Annotated in this window: 13 protein-coding genes; 8 read left to right on the forward strand and 5 right to left on the reverse strand. The window is 65.0% G+C overall.

Features of this window, described 5'->3' with window-relative positions; genetic code table 11:
- The first annotated feature begins 60 nt into the window (after positions 1 to 60).
- From G4223_RS06130 to G4223_RS06140, 3 genes are all read left to right on the forward strand, one after another.
- Positions 61 to 1,914 (forward strand): thiamine pyrophosphate-dependent enzyme, encoded by a 1,854-nt coding sequence (locus G4223_RS06130; protein ID WP_163676552.1) that lies wholly within the window; start codon positions 61 to 63, stop codon positions 1,912 to 1,914.
- Between the two features lie 7 nt (positions 1,915 to 1,921).
- Entirely contained in the window at positions 1,922 to 2,554 is a 633-nt protein-coding gene (locus tag G4223_RS06135; RefSeq protein WP_163676556.1) for an indolepyruvate oxidoreductase subunit beta, read from the forward strand.
- Between the two features lie 236 nt (positions 2,555 to 2,790).
- Positions 2,791 to 3,186: a response regulator gene (locus G4223_RS06140; RefSeq protein WP_163676559.1), complete on the forward strand. Its 396-nt coding sequence runs from the start codon at positions 2,791 to 2,793 to the stop codon at positions 3,184 to 3,186.
- Positions 3,187 to 3,211: 25 nt separating this feature from the next.
- Here G4223_RS06140 and G4223_RS06145 read toward each other — a convergent pair whose 3' ends face one another.
- A complete protein-coding gene (locus G4223_RS06145; protein WP_241003985.1) occupies positions 3,212 to 6,817 on the reverse strand; it encodes an ATP-binding protein in 3,606 nt (1,201 codons plus the stop codon).
- Between the two features lie 145 nt (positions 6,818 to 6,962).
- On the opposite strand from G4223_RS06145, the gene G4223_RS06150 reads away from it, so the two are divergent.
- Positions 6,963 to 8,288, forward strand: a complete 1,326-nt coding sequence (locus G4223_RS06150) for a radical SAM protein (RefSeq protein WP_163676562.1) — start codon at positions 6,963 to 6,965, stop codon at positions 8,286 to 8,288.
- A gap of 6 nt (positions 8,289 to 8,294) precedes the next feature.
- Here G4223_RS06150 and G4223_RS06155 read toward each other — a convergent pair whose 3' ends face one another.
- Positions 8,295 to 9,206, reverse strand: a complete 912-nt coding sequence (locus tag G4223_RS06155; protein WP_163676566.1) for a dihydrodipicolinate synthase family protein — start codon at positions 9,204 to 9,206, stop codon at positions 8,295 to 8,297.
- 173 nt (positions 9,207 to 9,379) lie between these two features.
- On the opposite strand from G4223_RS06155, the gene G4223_RS06160 reads away from it, so the two are divergent.
- Positions 9,380 to 10,597 carry a TIGR03862 family flavoprotein gene (locus G4223_RS06160; RefSeq protein WP_163676568.1) on the forward strand — a complete coding sequence of 406 codons (1,218 nt, stop codon included), beginning with the start codon at positions 9,380 to 9,382 and terminating at the stop codon, positions 10,595 to 10,597.
- Here G4223_RS06160 and G4223_RS06165 read toward each other — a convergent pair.
- Positions 10,580 to 13,084, reverse strand: a complete 2,505-nt coding sequence (locus G4223_RS06165; RefSeq protein ID WP_241003986.1) for a bacteriohemerythrin — start codon at positions 13,082 to 13,084, stop codon at positions 10,580 to 10,582. The two genes, G4223_RS06160 and G4223_RS06165, sit on opposite strands and share 18 nt — an antisense overlap.
- Before the next feature lie 453 nt (positions 13,085 to 13,537).
- On the opposite strand from G4223_RS06165, the gene G4223_RS06170 reads away from it, so the two are divergent.
- Together G4223_RS06170 and G4223_RS06175 are read left to right on the forward strand one after the other, a co-directional pair.
- Positions 13,538 to 13,726 carry a hypothetical protein gene (locus tag G4223_RS06170; protein WP_163676575.1) on the forward strand — a complete coding sequence of 63 codons (189 nt, stop codon included), beginning with the start codon at positions 13,538 to 13,540 and terminating at the stop codon, positions 13,724 to 13,726.
- A gap of 188 nt (positions 13,727 to 13,914) precedes the next feature.
- Positions 13,915 to 15,102 carry an FTR1 family iron permease gene (locus G4223_RS06175; RefSeq protein ID WP_163676580.1) on the forward strand — a complete coding sequence of 396 codons (1,188 nt, stop codon included), beginning with the start codon at positions 13,915 to 13,917 and terminating at the stop codon, positions 15,100 to 15,102.
- A gap of 52 nt (positions 15,103 to 15,154) precedes the next feature.
- On the opposite strand, the gene glk is transcribed toward G4223_RS06175, so the two are convergent.
- Both glk and glgA read right to left on the reverse strand, forming a co-directional pair.
- Positions 15,155 to 16,105: a glucokinase gene (gene glk, locus G4223_RS06180; protein WP_205762409.1), complete on the reverse strand. Its 951-nt coding sequence runs from the start codon at positions 16,103 to 16,105 to the stop codon at positions 15,155 to 15,157.
- 11 nt (positions 16,106 to 16,116) lie between these two features.
- Complete coding sequence (gene glgA, locus G4223_RS06185; protein ID WP_163676583.1) at positions 16,117 to 17,583, reverse strand: glycogen synthase GlgA; 1,467 nt, start codon at positions 17,581 to 17,583, stop codon at positions 16,117 to 16,119.
- Between the two features lie 215 nt (positions 17,584 to 17,798).
- On the opposite strand from glgA, the gene glgC reads away from it, so the two are divergent.
- Positions 17,799 to 19,085, forward strand: a complete 1,287-nt coding sequence (glgC, locus tag G4223_RS06190; protein WP_420844435.1) for a glucose-1-phosphate adenylyltransferase — start codon at positions 17,799 to 17,801, stop codon at positions 19,083 to 19,085.
- Positions 19,086 to 19,118: the final 33 nt, after the last annotated feature.

Raw genomic sequence — 19,118 nt, forward strand, 5'->3', positions numbered from 1 at the left:
GGGGTTCAGCCGCGACTGAAACATAACCAACGACAGAACTTCTAGAGAGGTAGGATTTCCATGTCCGCTGCCGTCCAGGCGAAGGCCGCCAGCCGCCTGCTGCTCTCGGGCAACGAAGCCATCGCGCGTGGCGTGTGGGAGGCCGGGGTCAAGGTCGCCGCCGCCTATCCCGGTACGCCGTCCACCGAGATGCTGGAAAACATCGCCCTTTATCCCGATCTCTACGCCGAATGGTCGGTGAACGAGAAGGTGTCGCTGGAAGTCGCCATCGGCGCCTCCATGTCCGGCGCACGCGCGTTCTGCGCCATGAAGCATGTGGGCATGAACGTCGCCTCCGACGCCTTCATGACCCAGACATTGGCCGGCGTGGTCGGCGGTTTGGTGGTGGCGGTGGCCGACGATGTCGGCCTGTCGTCGTCACAGAACGAACAGGACACCCGCTTCTGGGGCCGCTTCGCCCATGTCCCGGTGCTGGAGCCGGCCGACAGCCAGGAAGCCTACGACATGGTCAAGGCCGCCTTCGACCTGTCGGAGCAATACAACACGCCGGTCATCCTGCGGCTCACCACCCGCGTCTGCCACGTCAAGGCCATGGTCACCGTGGGCGAAAAGGACGAGCGCGCGATCAAGGGCTTCGACATCACCCAAAAGCGCTGGGTGATGACCCCCAACAACGCCAAGGTGCTGTTGCCCAAGCAGATCGCCCGCGAGGACGAATTGCGCAAGGCGTCCGAAGCCTCGGGCCTCAATCTGGTGGACAACGGTTCCGACACCCGTGTCGGCTTCGTCACCTCGGGCCCGGCTTTCATGCACGTGCGCGAAAGCTTCCCCGACGCGCCGGTCCTCAAGCTGGGCTTCTCGTATCCGCTGCCGGTCGAGGCGATCAAGGCCTTCCGCGCCACCGTCGACGCGCTGGTGGTGGTCGAGGAAACCGAGCCGCTGATCGAAAACGAGCTCAAGGCCGCGGGCCTTTCCGACATCCATGGCAAGGACATCCTGCCGCGTCTGGGGGAACTGACTCCCAACGTGCTGATCCCGGCCATCTACCGCCTGCGGGGCGAGGAGCCGCCGCCGGCCACCACCTATCCCAAGTACGAACCCTTCCCGCGCCCGCCGACCATGTGCCCGGCCTGTCCGCACATGGGCGTCTATTACACCTTGTCGCGGCTCAGGAAGCGGGTGCAGATCTCGGGCGACATCGGCTGCTACACCCTGGGCGCCGGCCATCCGTGGAACGCGCTCGACACCACCATTTCCATGGGGGCGTCCATGGGCATCGCGCTGGGCATGGACAAGGCCCGGTCCGAGGAAACCAAGGACAAGGCGGTGGTGTCGGTGATCGGCGATTCCACCTTCCTGCACATGGGCATGCAGGGGTTGCTGGACATCGTCTACAACCGCGGCAACGTCACCACCCTCATTCTCGACAACCGCACCACCGGCATGACCGGCGGCCAGCATCACGCCGGCACCGGCAAGGACCTGAACGGCCAGGAGGCGCCGCGCGTCGACTTCGCCACCTTGTGTACCGCCCTGGGCGTCTCGCCCGAGCGTATCCACAAGGTCGATCCCTACAAGCTGCCGGTGCTGTTCAAGCTGATCCGTCAGGAAATCGAGATCGACGGGCCGTCGGTGATCATTACCGACCGCCCCTGCGTGCTGTCGGAATTCTATGGCAAGCTGACGCCGTACCGGGTGGTTGACGACAAGTGCACCGGCTGCGGCAACTGCATCAACGTCGGCTGCCCGGCCATTTCGGTGTCCAAGACCGAGGTGGTCAAGCGCGACGGCGCCCCCGACATCGTCAAGAAGTACACCACCATCGATACCGCCATGTGCACCGGGTGCCACATGTGCGTCGAATCGTGCGGGCCCAAGGCTATCCTGCCGGCCCAGCCGGTGGCCGTGGAGTAAGAGGACCATGAGCGACATCATCACCAACATCCTGGTGTGCGGCACCGGCGGCCAGGGCGTCATGACCGCCGCCGAAATCCTGGCCCAGACCGCCATCGCCAAGGGTTACGACGTCAAGAAGTCGGAAGTGGCCGGCATGGCCCAACGCGGCGGCGTGGTCACCAGCCATGTCCGCTTCGGAAGCAAGGTATGGTCGCCGGTGATCACGCCGGGCACCGCCGACATCCTGGTGGCCTTCGAGGTGGCCGAGGGCGCCCGCTGGGCCGACATGCTGCGCCCCGGCGGCGTGGCCATGGTCAACACCATCCGCCTGACGCCGCCGGTGGTTTCCGCCGGCTTGTTCAAGTATCCCGAGGACCCGGTGGCGACCATGCGGGCGGCGGGGGTCACCGTCTACGATTTCGACGCCGGCGCCATCGCCCGGTCGTTGGGCGACCTGCGGCTGATCAACACCGTCATGCTGGGGGCCATCGCCGACTATCTGCCCTTCCCGGCCGAAGACCTTGAGGAACAAATTCTTGGCCGTTTCCGTGCCCGCAAGCCGGCCATGGTCGAGGTCAACCAAAAGGCCTTCGAACAAGGCCGAACCGCCGCTCGCGAACGTGCCGGCGGTTCCCAGAAGCTGGCGGCCAACCAATAATACCGGTTCCGCGAATTCCCGACTCGTGGGACCGGTCTGCGGCCGTTGAGGCTGCGGCGAGCGCCCGGCGAGGGGCTATAAGAAATTTCCGGCCCCAGGTCGGAAATTTCTGAAACGAGGATAAGGTCTTCGCCTTATCATGCTTTTGGAAAGGGGGAGGCTGACGCCTCCCCCTTTTGCTTTCGCGGACGCTTCTGCTAGCATTGGACGAGTGCTGTCCAAGGGGGGAAACAGGGATGTCCGACGGAGTCGATCTCGCGTCGCTGAAGGTGCTGGTCATCGACGACCAGGAATTCGTTCGCACCATCGTCAAGAAGATGCTGAGCCAATTGGGAATCGGCACGGTGCTTGAGGCCCATGACGGCAATTCCGGCCTGGATCAGGTGGTGCGCGAAGCCCCCGATCTGGTGATCTGTGACATCCAGATGCGCCCGGTGGACGGTTTCGGCTTCGTCCGCCAGTTGCGGGCCACCCCGGCGGTGTCGCACACCCCGGTCATCATGCTGACCGCCCACACCGATGCCGCCACCCTGGCCCGTGCCAAGGAACTCAACATCAACGCCTTCCTGGCCAAGCCGGTGCTGCCGCCGGCACTCAAGGACAAGATCCTTAAGGTGATGGGCGGGGCCTGACTTCTGCCCCGACGGGCAAGCCCGCTCACAATCCCTGGATGGCCTGAACCGTTTCCTCGAACGCCGATTCCATGGGCGGCAACAGGGATTCCGCCAGTTCGCCCTCGCCTCGGGCGCAGGCGGCCTCGATCTCGGCGCACAAGCGGCCGAAACGATAGGCGCCGGCCGAATTGCCCGCCCCCTTGGCGCCGTGGGCGGCCTCGCGCGCGGTCTCGATGTCTCCGGCTTCAAGGGCCGTGCGGGTTTCCGCCACCAGAGGCCGGGTGCTGTCGACGAACAACGTCAGCAATTCGCGGGCGTCGTCGGTGATCGACCCGAAGATTTCGCGGATCGGGGTCAGGTCCAGCACCGGCAGCCGCTTATCGCCGGAAGCCGCGGGGACGGCGGCGATGGGGGCCGTGGGCTCGGGTTCCGGCCCCTCGCCCAGGCCGCGGCGGCGGCGCAAGGCCACGGCACGCGGCAACAGCTTGCGCATGGTGGCATCCAACTGCGCCAGATCGATGGGCTTGGCCAGAAAGGCGTCCATGCCGCATTCCTGGCATTTCTTGGCGGTGCCGGTCAGCGCGTCGGCGGTCAACGCCACGATGGGCATGCGGTTCAGCGTCTCCTGTTCCCAGGCGCGAACCCGTGTGGTCAGCTCGTAGCCATCCATTTCCGGCATATGGCAATCGGTCAGCAACAGGCCGTAATCGCGGATCTGCATGCGGTCCCAGGCTTCCAGGCCATTGCTGACGATCTCGATGGCGTAACCCAAACGTTCCATCAATCGGCGGATCACCACCTGGTTGGTCGGATTGTCCTCGGCCACCAGGATCAGGGCGGCGGCGGCGGCGGCTTCCTCGATGCTGGGGGGGATGTAGGTTTCGTCGATGCGGCCGTGTTCTTCCTCGATGTCGTCCAGGAAACCACGGTTAGCGGCAGCCGCCACCGTGCGCCACAAGGTGCCGCGACGCACCGGTTTGGCAACCGTGCCGAACAATCCTGCCTCGCGGGCGTCGCTGGCCGCCGCCGAATAGGCGGAATGGGGCGCCACCATGACGATGCGGGTCGGCGCCGCCGATCCCGCCGCCGCGAGCAAGGCGCGCGCCACCGACACCCGGAGCTTGAAATCCTGGGCACCGTCCATCAGCACCACGTCATAGCACCAGCCGGCCAGGGCGGCGGCCCGCACCGCCGCCAAAGCGCCATCGGTCGAGGCCACCACCGCCACCTGAGCCCCCAGATGGCCAAGGTATTGCCGCATGGCTTCGGCCGCCACCGGCCCCTCGGCCAGCACCAGGACGGCGACGCCGGCCAGATCCGGCCCCTGTTCCGGCCAGTCGGAAGCCACCTCGAGCGGCACGCTGAACCAGAAGGTCGAACCTTCACCCACCCGGCTGTCGACCCCGATCTCTCCCCCCATCATGGCCACCAGCCGGCGACAGATGGACAGGCCAAGCCCAGTGCCGCCATAGCGCCGGGCGATGGTGGCGTCGGCCTGAGTGAAGGGTTCGAACAACCGGGCCTGCTGCTCGTCGTCCAGGCCGATGCCGGTGTCGGTGACGGCGAAGCGCAGACGCAACGGACGCTGGCCGGGGTTTTCGGCCTCGATCGACAGCCGCACACAGCCTTTCTCGGTGAACTTGATGGCGTTGCCCGCCAGATTGGTGACGATCTGTCGAAGCCGTACCGGATCGCCGCGCAGACGCTCGGGCAAGGTCGGGTCCACATAGGTGATCAGGCCGACGCCCTTTTCCTGGGCGCGCGGGCTCATCAGTTCGGCCACTCCCTCGATCAGTTCGACCGGGTTCATCTCGACCGTCTCGAGATGCAGACGCCCCGATTCAATCTTCGAGAAATCGAGGATGTCGTTGATGATGGTGAGAAGGGCCGTGGCCGAATCGCGAATGACGCGGGCCATCTCCTTCTGCTCGGGCGGCAGATTCATTTCCTCGAGCAACTGCGCCATGGTCAACACGCCGTTCATCGGCGTGCGGATTTCGTGGCTCATGGTGGCGAGGAACAAGGACTTGGCCTGGCTCGCCTCTTCGGCCAGCCGCTTGGCCTCGGCCAATTGCGCCTCGCCTTCCTTGCGCTTGGTGATGTCGGTGGTGGACACGCAAATGGCAGGTGCGCCGTCCATCTCGATGGCGGTGGCCGACAACAGCGCCCAGAACTCGCCGCCGTCGCCGCGACGCATACGGCTTTCGAAATCGGCCAGATAGCCCTGGTTGCGCACCAGTTCGACCACACGCAAACGATCGTCGCCGTCGCCATAGAACAAGGCGGCGTCCATGCCCACCGCCTCGGCTTCCGACATCTGGTACAGTTCGGCCCAGCGCGGGTTGACGTATTGCAAGACATTGTCGCCCACTCGCGATATGGCCAAGGCCAAAGGCGAGGTGTCGAGGATGGTGCGCATACGCTGCTCGCTTTCCTTGAGCAGCTCGGACGATTCCTGCAAACGCGCCATGGCGTCCTGGAACACCACCAGTTCGCCAGCCATGTCGGCGATCTCGTCATTGCCCGAACGCGACACCCGCGTGGCGTAATCGCCCTGGACGATACGGTGCATGGCCGCCGCCAGCCCCGACAAACGCACCACGATGTTGCGGCCCAAATACAGCCACACGAACAGCAACGGCCCGAAGAAGGTGCCAAAGGCGATCAGGATCATGGTCCGCCGGCCGGCGGCCAAAGCTTCCTCCGCCGCGTCCTCGTTGGCGTGGGCCTCGGCCTCGGCCAGCCCGACCAGATGACCGGCGGCCGAGGCGGTGCGTGCCACCAGATCGCGGCCTTCCTCGTTGGCGGCGTCCAACCGCGCTTCGATCCCCAGGATCTGAACCCGCAACTCGAAGGCGTTATCAGGACCGGCCCCCAGGGCCACCACCTTGCGCGCCGCCTCGCGCAAGCCCTGTTCCGCCGCCCCCGAGGCTTCGGCCAGTTGGGCGACACGCCGGGTGTGTTCGTCGTAACCGTGGCGCACCCGCGCCAGGGAATCGTCGTCGGCCATGATGAACGACTGGCGCAACGCCGCCACCGCGTCCAGCAACAGCGAGATCGTCAATTCGTTGGCGCCGCGCACGTCACGCAGGGCAAGCAGACCGGCATCCAGGTCGCTGAGCGCCGACGCCATCCGCCGTTGACGTTCGAGCAATGCCAAACGGCGCTCCACCAGGACGTTGCGGCTGATCAGGTTGCCGCCGATCGCCGCCATCAGACCGCGCAATTCGTCCAACTGGCCCTGGCTCACGCCGATCCCGGCCATATTCTCGATCAACCCGCGCAAACGTTCCGATTGCTGCTGAAGGGCGATGAAATTGTTTTGCCGTTGAAGCTGGCTGCGGGACCCGTCAAGAGCCGGCGCCGCCGCCGCCAGCCGTGCCGTCGCCTCGGACAGCTTGAGCGCCGCCGACACGCTGGGCAGGTTGTCGCGTGTCACCTGAGCCAAAAGATGTTCGACGTGGGAATAGCTGAACCAAGCCAAGGCGCCGGCCAGCAAGGTCATGGCCGCCACGGTTCCCACCGCCACCAGAAGCTTGGCGCGGATACCGAAACGCCACAATCTCCCGCCGCCGCGCGGCGCGCCACCGTCGCCGCCAGCGGGCGCCGGGGGCTGCGCCTCGATCTGCGGATGCGTGGACGTGTTCAAGGTTCCGGCCTCCCCCGGCTGAGGTCCATACTATGCCCGATGCCTGTTTGTCCGACAACCGGGTGAAGACCATACCCATGGGCAGGGGAGAGCCGGAACAGGGGGGAATTGCACCCAGGCCACCGCCTGTGCTAGGCCTCTTGCCATGAGCCGCCGTCCCCACCGCCCCGCCACCGCGACGCCCCGCGCCAAGACTCCCGCCGACGCCCTGGCCCAGGCACAGCGTCTGGCCATGCTCCAACGTCTGGTCGAGGCGGAAACGCTTCTGGCGCGTTTCCCCGACCATCCCGATTGCATCTTCCATCGTGCCTGCCTGCTGTCGTTGCTCAAGCGCTGGCCCGAGGCGGAACAGGGATTCGCCCGCATCCTGTCGCTGGCCCCCAACCACTTCGACAGCATGATGGGACTGGCCGGCGCCTTGGTCGAACAGAACCGCGCCGCCGAGGCGGTGCCGTTGCTGGACGCCGCCGTGCGCGTCAAGTCGGACCAGCGCACCCGTTATTGCCGCGGCATCGCCCTGGACGAGGCGGGACGGCACGAGGAAGGGGCCCGCGACCTGATGGCCGCGCGGGCCATGATGGTCGACTGGCTGGAAAGGCGAGACCTTGCCCCGGTCGAGGTCTACGTCCAGATCGCCAGGCGCTGCAACCTGCGCTGCGCCATGTGCGGGCACGAGGTGTGGAAGTCCAATTCCGGCTTCATGGAGCCCGAATTGTTCGATCGCGTGCTGGCCGAATGCGCCGCCAACAAGGTGAAGAAGCTGCATGTCCTGTCGGGCCAGGGCGAACCGCTGTTGCATCCCCAGGTGTTCGAGATGCTGGAGAAGGCGGTGGCTCAAGGACTGGAAGTGGGCATCGTCACCAACGGCACGCCCTTGACCCCGGAACGCTGCGAACGCCTTGCCGGCATGGGGCTGTCCTATCTCCAGTTCTCGTTCGCCGGCTGGGACAAGGAAAGCTACGAAAGTACCTATGTGGGCGCCAAGTTCGAGCGGGTGGTCGAGAACTTGAAGCGCATGTCCGACCTGACCCAAGGGTCGAAGACCAATTTCATGGTCAAGGCCGTGTGCTCGGGCGACAACTGGGCGGAAGTGCGCGACCGCACCCGCGACTTCCTGGCCAAGCACGGGATCGAACGGGTGTTCACCGTGATCGCCAACAATTTCGGCGGCAACGTCCAGCACGGCACCTTCTTCGAACGCCATGGCGTGTGGTCGCTGAAGGACCTGGAACACCAGCGCCGCATGCCCTGCCGGGTGTTCCTCAAGGCGGTTGGCGTATTCTGCGACGGCACGGTGACCGCCTGCGGCTGCTACGATTCCAACGCAGAACTGAAGATCGGCCACATCGCCGAACAATCGCTGGCCGACATCCGCAAGGGCGCCGAATTCCGCCGCATCCTCGACGGCTTCCGCCGGGGCGAGTTGGCGGACGTGCCCATGTGCGGCAAGTGCGACGACCCGTTCGGCTGAACGGAACTAAACCGGGAACCCCGCCTTTTCCAAGCGGCGAACCATGGCGTCCTCGGCCTCGAGGGTCAGATCGACCAGTGGCGGCCGGGTGATACGCCAGGCCTGGTCGCCGGTAGCCCGCGCCACCAGGGCCTTCAACGCGGCGATCAGCGGGAAATCCTGCATGGCGACGCGAAAGGCGGTCAGCGCCTCTTGCAACGTCTCGGCGTCGGGATCGCGCCAGCGTCGCACCAGTTCCACCATGGCCGCGCCGTTGACGTTGGCGTTGGCCGAGATGATGCCGGCACCGCCCTGCCGCAGCATGCGCAACCCCAGCGCCTCGGTCCCGGTGAACACGTCGAAGCCGGGGAATGCCTTGCGCATGGCTTCCATGTTGGCGATCTCGCCGGAACTGTCCTTGATGCCGACCACGATGCCGGGAAACGCCTTGAGCAACCGCTCGATCAACGGCAACGACAGAGGAACCCCCGATTGCTTGGGGAAATGGTAGAGATAGATCCTGAGCCGTGAATCGGCCACCCGTTCGATCACCGAGGCATAGGCCCGGAACAATCCCTCGTCGGGAACACCCTTGTAATAGAACGGCGGCAGCATCAGGGCGCCGCCGCAACCCACCGCCACCGCGTGCTTGGTCAACCGTACCGTGTCGGGCAGCGAACAAGTGCCGGTGCCCGCCATCACCCGGCCCATGTCGATGCCGCCGGCTGCCAGCGCGTCCAAAAGCGCCATCTTTTCCTCGACCGACAGCGAGTTGCCTTCGCTGGTGGTACCGAATGGCGCCAGACCGATGCCCAATTGGGTCAGAACCCGGCTGAAAGCGACGAAACGTTTGGTGTCGGGGTTAAGATCCCGGTCGAACGGCGTCAGCACCGGGGCCAGAACGCCACGAATCCGTTCATCCTTGATCGCCGCAGCCATTGCTCAAGGTCTCCTCGTTGCCGAATGGCGCCAGGGTAACGCGGATTGCCCGTCTTGTGTAAGCACCAAGACCGCATGGCCCGGCCAAGCTTGCGATGTTGGCCGCCGCCATCGTTTCCGGGGAAACACAGACAGAGGTTGACAGTCCCCGTCCCGCTGGGCAGGGATAGGCCATGTCCAATTCCCACCCAACCGCGATCGTCATCGGTGCCGGCCCGGCCGGCCTGATGGCGGCGGAACATTTGGCCCTAGCCGGCGTGGCCGTCGAAATCTTCGATGCCATGGCGACACCGGCACGCAAGTTCCTGCGCGCCGGCATCGGCGGCCTCAACCTCACCCACTCGGAACCGCTGGTGCGTTTCGTCGCCCGCTACGGCGCCCAGGCGGAACGGTTCGGCCGCTGGCTGGCGGAATTCGGTCCCGAACAGCAACGGGACTGGGCTCGCGGTTTAGGCATCGAAACTTTCGTCGGCAGTTCGGGACGGGTGTTTCCCACCGACTTCAAGGCGGCGCCCCTGCTGCGCGCGTGGTTGCGACGGCTGGCGGAACAAGGCGTGCGGCTGCACACCCGCCATCGCTGGTTGGGCTGGGCTCCCGATGGCCGCTTGCGTTTCGCCACCCCCGAGGGCGAGGCGACCATCCAGGCGGACGCCACCGTCCTGGCGCTGGGCGGCGGATCATGGCCGCAATTGGGATCGGACGGCGGCTGGATGACGGTCTTGCAAGAGGCTGGGATCGAACTGTCCCCGCTGCGGCCGGCCAATTGCGGCTTCGACGTCGATTGGAGCGAGCATTTCCGCGCCCGCTTCGCCGGCCAGCCGGTCAAGTCGGTGGGGCTTTCCGTCGCCGGCCACAGCCTCAAGGGCGAGTTCGTGGTGACCAGGACCGGTATCGAGGGAAGCGCCGTTTACGCCCTGTCGGCACCGTTACGCGATGCGTGCCCCGACGCCAGGCTGATTGTCGACCTCAAACCCGACTGGAGCGTCGAGAAACTGGCCGCCGCCCTGGCCCGCCCGCGCGGCAGCCGGTCGCTGTCGCACCATCTGGAACGCACCGCCGGATTGAAGGGAGTGACGGCCGGATTGCTGCGCGAAGGGGGCTTGTCCCTGCCCCAGGAGCCGGCGGCGTTGGCCCGGACGATCAAGGCGCTGCCCCTGACGCTGCGACGCCCACGCCCGTTGACGGAAGCCATCAGCACCGCCGGCGGTGTCCGCTTCGACGCCCTTGACGACGACCTGATGACGAAGACCCGGCCGGGGCTGTTCATCGCCGGAGAAATGCTAGATTGGGAAGCCCCCACCGGCGGCTATTTGCTCACCGGCTGTTTCGCCACCGGCCGTGTGGCCGGTCTGGCCGCCGCCCGTTGGGTGAAATCAGTACACGCCCTTTGAATTGAGGAAATGGCTGTAGCGCCGGTCGTCGGTGCAGATGTGGTTGACCAGCCAGTCCTTGAGAAAGGCCAACACCTCGGCGCTGTCGACATCCTTCTTGTCCGCCAGAAGCTGACGCATGTCGGCAAGCTGGTCGATCAGACGGGCATGGCGGGTCCGGTGGGTTTCGGTCTCGGGATAGGCATGGCGCAACATCAACGCCTCTTCCTCGCCGAAATGATACTTGGCGTATTCCGCCATGGCATCCATCAGCGACAGCACCTCGCTCAGATCGCGCCCGGAATCGGCGGCGTCCAGGATGGCGTTGGCCTGTTCGAACAGGCGGCGGTGCTGGGTGTCGAGACGAAGCACGTCCACGCGGTATTCCTCGTGCCATTGCAGCACGACGCGGCCCATGTGCTCGCCCTCGAAGATCGAGGTCATGCGCTTGCCCGAGGCCTCGAACAGCTTCCAGCGCACCGACGGAATGCCGGCCAGCAACGACGCCGGCACCAGGAAGACGTGGGTGGGCTCCTGTGGTTTCAGGCGGAACATGCTGGGGGTCCAGAAAATGGCCAGTTCCTCGCCGAAGAAGTCGCCAGGCCCCAACACCTCGACCACGTGCTCGCCCAGGATGCGCGCCACCGAACCGGCCACCACCAAGGCCACCGCCTCGGGACCGATATCGATGGTTTCCCCCGCGTCGAAGCGGTGCAACGTCATTTCCTTGGCGATACGGTTGAGCGTGCGGGTGGATACCACCTCGCCGAACAGCCACGTGCGTTGCAGGAAGTCGCGGTTCTCGAAAATGCGGGTGATCTCGCCCGACAGGTTGTTACGGCGCACGAATTCGCCATACAGCGAACACGGAATTTCCAGCGCCTTGACGAAGCCGATGGCGCGGTAGGTTTCCGACACCGCCGACCCGAACAACGCCGACAACTCGCCGATCATGGCGCCCGCCGACAGCACCGAACGGGCGCCGCCGTTCATGTGGATGGCCTCGACGCTGCCCGACAGCAACAGGAAGATGGATTCCGCCGGCTGACGTTCCTTGACCAGGATGGTGCCAGGATTGAAGGTCACCACCGGGTTGTTCAGCAAGACCCTGATCTGGTGGTGGGCGATGTCAGGGAAATAACCCATGAGCAATTCATAGGCCGCCCGCCAGATGAAGTCGTGATTGGACGGAATGAGCACATCGACGGTGCCGAACGACGCGGTGGACCCGATGGCTTTCTGCGCGATGGTGTTGCGCAGGGCGGTATGGGCCAGGATGATCTTGCCCGAGGTGTCGTTGCGGAAGTCGTAGGCGTCGCCGTGGATCATGCCGCCGCCCACGTCCACCTTCTTGATGTCTACCGGGGTGGCGTAGTCGTCGACGATCCGGCTGTACAGCGCTTGGGTGATACCCGGCTGGCTTTCGTCGTCGGTTATGAAACCCTTGAGCACCTCGAGCCGGCAGATGTCGGCCAGATGGGCGTAAGTGCGGAACCCGCCTTCCCACAACGCGCGGAACAGGAACACCGTGGTCTCGACCGGATGGGGCGAGAACAGGGGCTTCACCTCAAGGCCTTCGATGTCGTTCCACTGGTCCTCGACCAGATCGTGGCATTCGAAATAATCGGCGAAGGCGCCCGGTTCGATGGACAGCAGTGCCGCCAACTTACGTGCCACCGAGGCGCGGACCAAGGGCGTGGCGTAGTACTTGATGCGATGGTCGGCCCGGATCAGCGTGGTCAGACCGGAAAAATGGTCGTCGTGCGAATGGGTGTGGAAGATGCCGTCGATCTCGTTGACGCCGATCCCCAAGGCATCCAGCGTGTGCAGGATGTTGGGGCCGGCGTCGATCAGGTAGACACGCCCCTGGAACATCAGTACCGCGCCCATCGAGGCGCGGTTGATGTCCCACCCGTCGCCTTCACCGGAATGCACCACCGCGAAATATTCGCGCGGCATGTGGTAGAAGCCGAGCGGATAAGGACATTCGTATTGTTCGAAGGGTTGCAGATTGAGGTCGACGGTCACCGAGGCGTCGCCATAGCTGAACTCGAACACGTTCAGGCGCAGCCGGCGCACGAACACCCCGTCGCGGATTTCGACTGCCTCGCCCTCGATGGCCTGGGTGTCGATCAGTTCCGAAGGATGGCAGATATGACCAAAAGCGAATTTCAGCTTGAGCCGCATGCGCTCGCGCGCCTGTTCCGGCGTGGCGCCGGCGTCGATCAGCTCTTCCTCGCTGATCAGACCGTAATTGCCGCGATAGATATACTGTAGTTGCGCCAGAACCTGCTCGGGCGAGCCGATGATCAACGGCCTGACACCGGTGTTGCCGGGATGGCCGGGAATGATCATACCCTGGCGATAAAGCATCTGGAGCACAGGAAACTCGCCCAGATTGGCGAAGGTTCCGTTCTGGACCATGACGTCCGACAACAAGATGACGTTGGGGCCGGTCTCGAACGACACGCCCCCGTCCTCGGTCGGGGCGATCAAGCCCCTTTTCATCAAATGCTTCACCGCGTCCGCGGGACACCCGCACAGGACGCGGATGTCAGCTCCCGGCACCTCCACCCACCAGATGCCTGTGCTGACCTCGATCTTGCGAATCGATTGCATGCTCTATCCGACCCCCCGTAACCATTCATGCTAGGGCCTCGGAGTGAAGACATCAACCGTAACAGTTGGATGGGTTCCATTTTTCCCCGCATTCTTGGAGAAAAGCACGCGCGGAAAGCAATATCGCCGTTTCCCCTTTGGCGCGACCAGACTTGTCGAGCATGCGTGTCACGCATACTTTCCTGTGCGCAACATCCTTGACCAAAGCCGGAATTTTACGTTTATCTGCGCGCCACTCCCTACCCGTCCGAAGGGGAACACCCCGCCCATGCCTGCTTGACTCGGCGGCGGACAAACCCTATACGACGGCTGGGGAGATCATGTCCTTTAGGATAGGATGGCATGAATAACTTACCGGACAACCCACCGCGCTCCACGCGCGAAAGCGTTTTGCGCGTCGTGGTCCTTGGCGCCGTCTACGCGCTTGCCCTGGGATTCGTCGTCGCCTTGTCTCCTTCGGCCGGTCTGGTGGACACCCACATTACCGGCGAAGTCGGCCGCATCGCGGAAGTCCCCCCCGCCCAGCGCTAAGCCGCCCCCCATCCGATCAAGCCCGCCTGGCCATGCCCTGGCGGGTTTTTTCATGTCCGCCGCGCCCACACTCATGAGATTAAGAACGATTAGCACTTGAAACGGCCCGCCGCTCCGTGGTTAGTGCAAGAAAGTCGCATTCTTAATAACGCCTGGAAACATGCCCCAGGCGTTTTCGAGGTGAAGCAATGTCGCGCATCCTTTTCCAGCTTCTGTTCGTCATGCTGTTGTTGGTTCCCGGACTGGCCCAGGCCCAGGACGCCCCCTTGGATCACCGGGCCGTCGCCGCCCGCATCGTCGCCCAAGGGAACACGTTGATGACGGCCTATACTCCCGCCAACGGCATCGTCACCGCCGACGGTTTCTCGGACCTTTATTTTTCCGAGTTCGAAGAAACCGGCATGGAGATCGACATCGGCGCCGCCGACCCATCGGCCAAGACGGACCTGGAATCCAAATTCGCGGCCGTGGTCGGCCTGGCCACCGCCTCGGCCCCCAAGGACAAGGTGGAACAGGCCTGGCGCGCCCTGGAAAGTCGGTTGGTCGAAGTGGCCGAGGTCCGCGCCCAGGCGGCCGGCGGCGGCTGGGCGGCGGCGTTCCTGCAATCGCTTCTGATCCTGCTGCGCGAGGGGTTCGAGGCCATGCTGGTGGTCACCGCCCTGGTCGCCTATCTCAAGCGCCTGGGTGCCGGGGACAAGGTGCGGGTGGTGTGGTGGTCGGTGGCCGCCGCCCTGGTCGCCAGCGCGGCGACGGCCTGGGCGCTCAACGTGGCGGTGGCGTTGTCGGGCGCCGGCCAGGAAGCGGTCGAAGGCATGACCATGCTGGTGGCGGCCCTGGTCCTGGCCTATGTCAGCCACTGGCTGTTCGCCCGGCGCGAGGCGCAGCGTTGGCAAGGATACATCAAGGATCAGGTGAACAAGGCCCTGTCCGACGGCCAGATGTTCTCGCTGGGCTTTGCCGCCTTCCTGTCGGTCTATCGCGAAGGCGCGGAAACCGTGCTGTTCTATCAGGCGCTGATGGGGGGCGCCCAAGGCCAGGGCTCGGCCATCGCCCTGGGCTTCGCCACCGCCACGATCGCCCTGGTGGCGATCTATTGGGTCATGCGCAACGCCTCGATGAAATTGCCGCTGGGACCGTTCTTCGCCGGCACCGCGGTGCTGCTGTACGCGCTGGCGGTGACCTTCGCCGGCAACGGCGTGCTTGAGCTTCAGGAAGCCCGGCTGATCGGCGCCACGCCGCTGGCCGGTGTGCCGTCGGTGCCGGCGCTGGGATTGTTCCCCACCGTCGAGACCATCGCGGCGCAGGCGGTGTTGTTGCTGGCCCTGGTGCCGGTGATCGGGCTGTGGGCGCTCAAGCGGGCACGGGCAGCATCCTGACGCAAGCGGGTATTCGGCCGGCGTCCCAAGGCGCCGGCCGATGCCGCCTTGATCAATCCGCTTCGTTGACCAGCCCCGCCAAGCCGGCGAAAGCCGGTTGCGGATGCACCACAAGCCATGTGGGAATCGGGCCGAGATAATCGCGGAACCGCCCCTTGTCCTCGAAACGATGGCGAAAGGCCGATTGCGCGAAAGCGTCGCGCATGCGCGGCAAGATGCCGCCGGCCACATAGACACCGCCCCGCGCCCCCACCGTCAGCGCCAGATTGCCGGCCACCGTCCCCAGGATGGCGAAGAACATCTCGAGCGCGTCGCGGCACAACGGACACGACCCGTCCAGGCCGCGCTGGGAAATCGCGTCCGGGGTCCCATAGACCGGATGTACCCCGCGCAGTCCGGCCAACGCTTGGTACAGATTGACCAATCCCGGCCCGGACAGCACACGTTCGGCCGAGACGTGATCGAAACGCCGGCGCAGCCATTCCAGCACCGCGTCTTCCTGGGCGTTGGTGGCAGCCAGGGTGACATGCCCGCCCTCGGTCGCCAGCGCCGTCCACCGGCCCTGACGGTCGGGCACCACGGCCGATACCCCCAACCCGGTCCCCGGCCCCAGCACGGCGACGGGACAGCCGGAAACCGCCACGCCGGCGCCGATCTTCAACAGATGCTCCGCCTCCAGATGGCGCACCGACAACGCCACGGCGGTAAAGTCGTTGACGACCTCGAGCCGCTCCAGTCCCAAGGTCTGGCGAACCGCCTCGATCGAGAAATGCCAGGCGGAATTGGTCAGGTCGACCACGTCGCCGGTTATGGGCGAAGCCACGGCGAAGGCGGCGCGATCCGGCCGGACGCCGCCGCCATGGGCGGCAAGGAATGCCGCCGCCGCTTCGGCCGGACCGGCATGCTCGGCACAACGCATGACCACCGGCTCACTGACAGCCGCCCCCTCCACCAGCGCGAAACGGGCATGGGTGCCACCGATGTCGGCGATCAACGCCACCATGAAACGCTCCCTTATGCCTTGCCGGGCGCAAGCGCCCGGTACAGGTCCACGTAACGGCCAGCGGAACGGCCCCAGGTGAAGTCCTGGGCCATGCCGGCCTTTTGCACCTTGCGCCATTGCTCGGGCTGGCGATAGGCGTCCAGCGCACGTTCCCCCGTCCATTGGAAGGCGCCGGCATTGGCGTGTTCGAAGGCGAAGCCGGTGGCGGTACCGGTCATCAGGCTGTCATATGTGGCGTCGACCACGGTGTCGGCCAGACCGCCGGTGACATGCACCACGGGCACGGTGCCATAACGCATGGCGTAAAGCTGGGTCAGGCCACAAGGCTCGAACCGCGACGGCATCACCAGCATGTCGCCCGCCGCCAGCAGCTTGTGCGCCAGTGTTTCGGAATAGCCGATACTGACCGCCACCTGGGACGGGTTGGCGGCGGCCACCGCCCGGAAGCCGTCCTCAAGGCCACGATCACCGGTCCCCAGAACGGCCAGTTGCGCCCCCTGGCGCAGGATCGCCGGCAGCACCGACAGCACCAGATCCATGCCCTTGAGGTCGTTGAGACGGGACACGATGACCAAAAGCGGCGCCTCGGGATCGGCTGCGAGTCCCAGTTCCGCCTGAAGCGCCGCCTTGTTGGCGGCCTTGCCGGCGACAAGACCGGCCGCGTCATAGCGATGCGCGATGTGCTGGTCGGTGGCCGGGTCCCAGACACCGGTGTCGGCACCGTTCAGGATGCCAACCAGGTCGGCGGCCCGCTCGGCCAGAATCCCTTCCATGCCGCAGCCATGCGGAGAGGATTGAATTTCCTTGGCGTAACGCGGACTGACGGTGGTCAGCTTGTCGCTATAGACCAATCCGGCCTTGAGGAAGGACATGGCGTTCCAATATTCCATCCCGGCCAGGGAATAGAAATCCCACGGCAGCCCCAGGCGCGGCACGGTTTCCGGCGGGAACTGGCCCTGATAGGCGATGTTGTGGATGGTGAACACCGTCGCCGGCCGCTCGGCCACGTTCCACGCCTTGAGATAGGCCGGCGCCAGACCGGTCTGCCAGTCGTGGCAATGCAGCACGTCGGGTCGCCAGTTGGAAGGACTGCCGGCAGTGCACAAATGCGCCGCCGCCCACGACAAAAGCCCGAAACGCAGGGAATTGTCGGCGTAATCGGCACCGTCCACATCCAGATAGGGACCGCCGGCACGATGATAGAGCGCCGGGCAATCCAACAGCCACACCGGGACCGCCGTGCCGGGCAAGGTGCCCTCGACCAACACGGTCTCGGCGCCCACGCCCAGCGGGTCGCCCAGGTTTCCCACTTCGCGCTTGCCCTCGGCCTTGTCCATGGCGGCGGCGTAGCCGGGCATCAGCACGCGCACATCCTGCCCCGCCTCGATCAGCGCGGCCGGAAGCGCTCCCGACACGTCGGCAAGCCCCCCAGTCTTAACCAGAGGGAAAACTTCGGACGCAGCGAACAGCACGCGCATGGGGGGCCCCCGTCGGAGATCGTCTTGTTGACTGCCAAGCCTATCGCAGGATGCTCTCAGGCGAAAGCCGCTTCCCGGCAGTATTACCCAAAGATGAAGTAGGGCTCCTCTGCTAGAGGCGGTGTTGTCCCAGGGCGGGAAGTGTGGCACGGTCCCTGGATGGTTCCGGGAGGGACGGCGCCAAAACTCGCAAGACATCTTGGAGAGACGGACTGATGATGGAGCCTCAGGATCGGGTGATCAACGACATCGAAGTTAACCTGCGGTTGCGCCGCACCTTGGCCTTGGTGCTGGCTGGTGGACGCGGCTCACGTCTCAAGGCGTTGACCGACTGGCACGCCAAACCGGGCATCCCGTTCGCAGGCAAGTTCCGCATCATCGACTTCACCCTGTCCAACTGCATCAATTCCGGCATCCGCCGCATCGGCGTGCTGACCCAATACAAGGCGCATTCCCTGTTGCAGCACATCCAGCGCGGCTGGGGCTTCCTGCGCGGCGAGTTCAACGAGTTCATCGAATTGCTGCCGGCGCAACAACGCACCGAGGGCGAGGCCTGGTACAAGGGCACCGCCGACGCGGTATACCAGAACCTGGACATCATCCGCGAACACGGCCCCGAATACGTGCTGGTTCTGGCCGGCGACCACATCTACAAGATGGATTACGGCAAGATGCTGGCGCACCATCTGGCGTGCGGCGCCGACGTCAGCGTGGCCTGCCTCGAAGTCCCGCTCGAGGATGCCCGTGGTTTCGGCGTCATGGCGGTGGACGACCACGACAACGTCATCCGCTTCGACGAAAAGCCGGCCAATCCCCAGCATGCCCCCGGCAAGCCCGACAAGGCGCTGGCCAGCATGGGAATCTACATCTTCAACGCCCAGTTCCTGTACGACCGCCTGCAAGAGGAAGCCAGCGAGCCGGGCACCGAACACGATTTCGGCAAGAACATCATTCCAAAGCTGATCGGCACCCACAAGGTCATCGCCCATCCGTTCCAGGATTCGTGCGTCATGCACGAAGGCGCGACCGAACATTACTGGCGCGACGTCGGCACCATCGACGCCTATTGGGAAGCCAACATCGACCTGACCACGGTGACGCCGTCGCTGAACCTCTATGACACCAACTGGCCGATCTGGACCTATCAGGCCCAGTTGCCGCCGGCCAAGTTCGTGTTCGACAACGACACCCGCCGTGGCATGGCCGTGGATTCCCTGGTGTCGGGCGGCTGTATCATCTCGGGCGCGGTGGTACGGCGTTCCATGCTGTTCTCGAACGTCCGGGTGAACTCCTATTCCCTGGTCGAGGACACGGTGGTCCTGCCCGATTGCGACATCGGCCGCCATGCCAAGCTCAAGAAGTGCATCGTCGACCAGGGCTGCGTCATTCCCCCCGGCCTGGTGGTCGGCGAAGACCCCAAGCTGGACGCCAAGCGCTTCGACCGCACCGACAAGGGGGTCACCCTGATCACCGCCGACATGTTGCGGAAACTGGAGGGCTGAAGCCGCTTCGCCCCACCAAGCCCCGGTCCCTGG

It is taken from the genome of Magnetospirillum aberrantis SpK (genome assembly GCF_011022235.1).
In the GTDB taxonomy this organism is placed as follows: domain Bacteria; phylum Pseudomonadota; class Alphaproteobacteria; order Rhodospirillales; family Magnetospirillaceae; genus Magnetospirillum; species Magnetospirillum aberrantis.

Coding starts and splice junctions, on each gene's coding strand:
- G4223_RS06130 (WP_163676552.1), top strand. CDS start 61: ATGTCCGCTGCCGTCCAGGCGAAGGCCGCCAGCCGCCTGCTGCTCTCG.
- G4223_RS06135 (WP_163676556.1), top strand. CDS start 1,922: ATGAGCGACATCATCACCAACATCCTGGTGTGCGGCACCGGCGGCCAG.
- G4223_RS06140 (WP_163676559.1), top strand. CDS start 2,791: ATGTCCGACGGAGTCGATCTCGCGTCGCTGAAGGTGCTGGTCATCGAC.
- G4223_RS06150 (WP_163676562.1), top strand. CDS start 6,963: ATGAGCCGCCGTCCCCACCGCCCCGCCACCGCGACGCCCCGCGCCAAG.
- G4223_RS06155 (WP_163676566.1), bottom strand. CDS start 9,206: ATGGCTGCGGCGATCAAGGATGAACGGATTCGTGGCGTTCTGGCCCCG.
- G4223_RS06160 (WP_163676568.1), top strand. CDS start 9,380: ATGTCCAATTCCCACCCAACCGCGATCGTCATCGGTGCCGGCCCGGCC.
- G4223_RS06165 (WP_241003986.1), bottom strand. CDS start 13,084: ATGAAAAGGGGCTTGATCGCCCCGACCGAGGACGGGGGCGTGTCGTTC.
- G4223_RS06170 (WP_163676575.1), top strand. CDS start 13,538: ATGAATAACTTACCGGACAACCCACCGCGCTCCACGCGCGAAAGCGTT.
- G4223_RS06175 (WP_163676580.1), top strand. CDS start 13,915: ATGTCGCGCATCCTTTTCCAGCTTCTGTTCGTCATGCTGTTGTTGGTT.
- glk (WP_205762409.1), bottom strand. CDS start 16,105: ATGGTGGCGTTGATCGCCGACATCGGTGGCACCCATGCCCGTTTCGCG.
- glgA (WP_163676583.1), bottom strand. CDS start 17,583: ATGCGCGTGCTGTTCGCTGCGTCCGAAGTTTTCCCTCTGGTTAAGACT.
- glgC (WP_420844435.1), top strand. CDS start 17,799: ATGATGGAGCCTCAGGATCGGGTGATCAACGACATCGAAGTTAACCTG.